The organism is Candidatus Fusobacterium pullicola (assembly GCA_018883725.1).
GTDB lineage: Bacteria > Fusobacteriota > Fusobacteriia > Fusobacteriales > Fusobacteriaceae > Fusobacterium_A > Fusobacterium_A pullicola.
The window spans coordinates 1-3,980 of record JAHLFN010000042.1 but is presented as its reverse complement, the minus strand read 5'-3'; the positions used below and the strand labels follow the sequence as shown (position 1 = coordinate 3,980).

Genomic DNA, 3,980 nt, shown 5'->3' with positions numbered 1-3,980 from the left:
ATTTTTTATGGGGAAGTGCATCAGCAGCTTATCAAATAGAAGGGGCTTATAACGTTGATGGAAAAGGTATGTCTAACTGGGATCATTTTGTGAGAATACCAGGAAAAACTTTTAAGGGAACAACAGGTGATATAGCAGTAGATCATTATCATAGATATAAAGAAGATATTGCTTTGATGGCAGAGATGGGATTGAAAACTTACAGATTTTCAATAGCGTGGACAAGAATATTTCCTACAGGAAATGGAGAGATAAACCAAAAAGGGATAGAGTTCTATCAAAATATAATAGATGAATGTTTAAAATATGGAATAGAACCAATGGTAACAATATTCCACTGGGATTTACCACAAGCATTAGTAGATCAATATAATGGATTTGAAAGTGAGAAAATAGTAGATGATTTTGTAAACTATGCAAAAACTTTATTTAAGGTATTTGGAAAGAGTGTAAAATATTGGATAACACTAAATGAACAAAATATCTTTACATCATTAGGATGGCTGACAGCACAACATCCACCTGGAAAATTTGATGATCAAAAAATGTTTTATCAAGTAAATCATCATGCATTTTTGGCTCATGCAAAGGCAGTATTAGCGTATCGTGAGATGGGATTTGATGGAATGATAGGAGCAAGTTTTGCTTATACACCAAGTTATGCCTTAGATTGTAATCCAATAAATGCAATGTCAAAAATGAATTATGATGATTTAAAAAATTATTGGTGGCTAGATGTTTATGCTTATGGAGAGTATCCAATAGCAGCTATGAAGTATCTTGAGAAGAAAGGAGTAGCCCCAGTTGTAAGCCAAGAGGATAAAGAGATTCTGAAAAAGGCAGCAAAAGAGATAAATTTTATGGGAGTAAACTATTATCAAAGTTGTGTGTGTGAGTATAATCCACTAGATGGTGTGGCACCATATGGAACAATGAATACAACAGGGAAAAAAGGTTCAGCTCAAGTAACAGGAGTACCTGGATTATATAAAAATCCACAAAATCAATATTTAAAGACAACAGATTGGGATTGGACAATAGATCCGTTAGGATTAACATATTTGTGTAGAGAAATAACAAGTAGATATAGATTACCAATTATAATTTCAGAAAATGGGTTGGGAGCATTTGATAAATTAGAATCAGAGAATAAAATTCACGATATATATAGAATAGAGTACATAAGAGAGCATTTAAAAGCTTTATCTCAAGCAATAGATGAAGGATGTGAAGTCTTAGCTTATTGTACATGGTCATTTACAGACTTATTAAGTTGGTTAAATGGATATCAAAAGAGATATGGATTTGTATATGTAGATAGAAATGAGGAAACAGGTTCATTATCTAGATATAAAAAAGATAGTTTTTATTGGTATAAGGAAGTTATAGAAACTAATGGAGAGAAATTATAAAATATTTGAGAAGGGATTAGAATGAAAAAAAAAGCTAAAGGTAAAATTATGTTTTTATTAGCTATTACTTTACTTGCAACAAGTTGTGGAGATGTGAATACTAAAGAGGGAACAAAGGAAGTAGAAACAGCTAAACTTTCAATAGATAAAAAATATCAACAAAATGATTTAATTCTTTTTACTAATGAAGTCTTAGGTGGATGGTCAATGGAAGGAGGACAAGAGTTAGATGAAAGAGGGTTTTTACCTGTAGATAAAAATATGACATATAACTCTTTACCTTCATTACACATAAAGACTTCAATAAATGAAAATCAATGGTTATGTTCAATAGTACCAAAAGGTTGGAATGCTATGAATTTAGAACCATATGTTGCCAATGGAACATTAGAGTTTAATATAAAAGGAGCAAAAGGGGGAGAAGTATTTGAACTCTCTTTTGGTGGAAAGAGAACAGATGGAAAAGGAGATATTGATATAGTCTCTTTTAGAACAGACACGCAGTTTGAAATAACTAAAGAATGGCAACATATTTCTATTCCATTAAAGGATGTGATGAATTTATCAGGAGAAGCAGATTTAAGATCTTTTAGACAGCTTATTTTTAAGGAAGTTGATAATGGGGTAACAGAAAAACCTGTTGAAGTATGGATAAATGATGTAAGAATAATAACTTCAAATGATGAAACTTCACAAAATCCTGTGAAAGTGAATCAAGTAGGATATCATTTAAATGCAGATAAATATGCTTTAATAAGTGGATTTGCACATAAATTCACAACTCCAGTAGGAACAATTTTTAGAGTAAAAGATACTAAAGATAAAGTGATTTATACAGGAAAATTGTCGCTGATTTGTGATGATGATTCAGTTGTATCAGGAGATAGAATACTAAAAGCTGACTTCAGTGATATTAAAGTTCCAGGAACGTATTTTTTAGAGGTTGAAGGTGTAGGAAAATCTCAGAAATTTACAATAGGAGATAACATATATAAACCTTTATTGGAAGATATAACTAAATATTATTATCTTCAAAGAGGAAATGAAATAATTGAAGAAAAATATGTTGGAAAACTATTTGCAAGAGGAGAAGGAATACCACAAGATAGAAGTGTTCCTCTAAATTCTCAAAGAGAGAGCTCAAAAAGATATGATGTTTCTGGTGGATGGTATGATGCTGGAGATTATGGAAAATACACAAATGCTGGAGCTACTGCGGTAACAGAACTTTTATGGGCATATGAAATGTTTCCAAATCAGTTTAGAGATAAAAAAGATTTTATACCAGAAAGTGGAAATGGAGTTTCAGATTTATTAGATGAAATTAGATGGGAATTAGATTTCTTATTAAAAATGCAAGATAAAGATACAGGAGGAGTATATTCTCATGTATGGGCACAAAACTATGATGGTACACCAGATATAGCTTTAACAATGGATAGATATATCCAGGATAAAAATGGAACAATGACTAATGTAAAACCAACAACTCATACAGCAGATGTTGTTGCTGCTTTAGCTCATGGTTATACAGTATTTAAAAATATAGATAAAGAATATGCTGAAAAATTACTTAAAGCAGCAAAATTTGGATACCAATACTTAGAAAAAAATTCAAATTTAATAATCTCTATGCCGAATGAACCATATTATGATGGAAATGATACTGATAATAGATTATGGGCAGCAGCAGAATTATATAGAGCCACTGGAGAAAAAAAATACGACGAATATTTCTTAAATAACTATAGAAATTTTGAAGAAAGCTTTGAAGCTGAAAAAAATGGACATGGTTGGGGAAATATGGAAAAAGTTGCTTTTTATGCATACTTAAGCTCTAAAAATCCTGCTTCTGAAGTAAAAGAATGGTTTAAAGAGAAGTTTACATCATGGTCAGATAATGTATTTGAAAAAACTGTAAATAACCCATGGAAAACTGTGTTAGGAGAAAATGATTATGTATGGGGAAGTAACTCAGTTATAGGAACTACATTGATGGATCTATATTTAGGAAATAAGGTTCTAGGAAAGGATAATGATAGAACTATAGCTATGATGAGAACTAATATGAACTATTTCTTAGGAGTAAATCCATTAGCATTTAGTTATGTTTCAGGATATGGAGAAAATTGTTTAAGTCATACATATAGCAACATATATAATTATGATGGGATATTAGAGATTCCAAAGGGATATTTTGCAGGAGGACCAAACCAATTTCAAGGTGCGGAACTATCTAAATTCAATGCTAGAGATTATGTTGACTCAGGATATGACTGGACAACAAATGAGCACACAATTTATTGGAATTCAGTATTAATATTTTCTACAGCAGCTTTAAATGAAAATCTTCAAGAAGTTAGTATTATGAACTTTGAAGTGAAATAAAAAATAAAAAGAGAGCAAGTTACTAAAAGTTATAGAGTATCCTTGCTCTTTTAACCTAACGGGCAAGAAGTCGCCCACCTCTATAGGTGGTGCGATGAATTGCCCTATTGTTTTTTAGAAGACAAAGTGATATAATACAATCAGTAGATATATAAAAAAAAGGAGTAAAAACAATGGAAT

Annotated in this window: 2 protein-coding genes; both read left to right on the top strand. The window is 31.0% G+C overall.

All coding sequences use genetic code 11. The annotated features are described in order from the left end of the window. Positions 1-1,412 (top strand): glycoside hydrolase family 1 protein (locus tag IAA47_04780; GenBank protein MBU3842286.1); only part of this gene is annotated, 1,412 nt, incomplete at its 5' end. 21 nt (positions 1,413-1,433) lie between these two features. Further along, positions 1,434-3,800 carry a glycoside hydrolase family 9 protein gene (locus IAA47_04775; protein MBU3842285.1) on the top strand — a complete coding sequence of 789 codons (2,367 nt, stop codon included), beginning with the start codon at positions 1,434-1,436 and terminating at the stop codon, positions 3,798-3,800. Positions 3,801-3,980 lie beyond the last annotated feature (180 nt).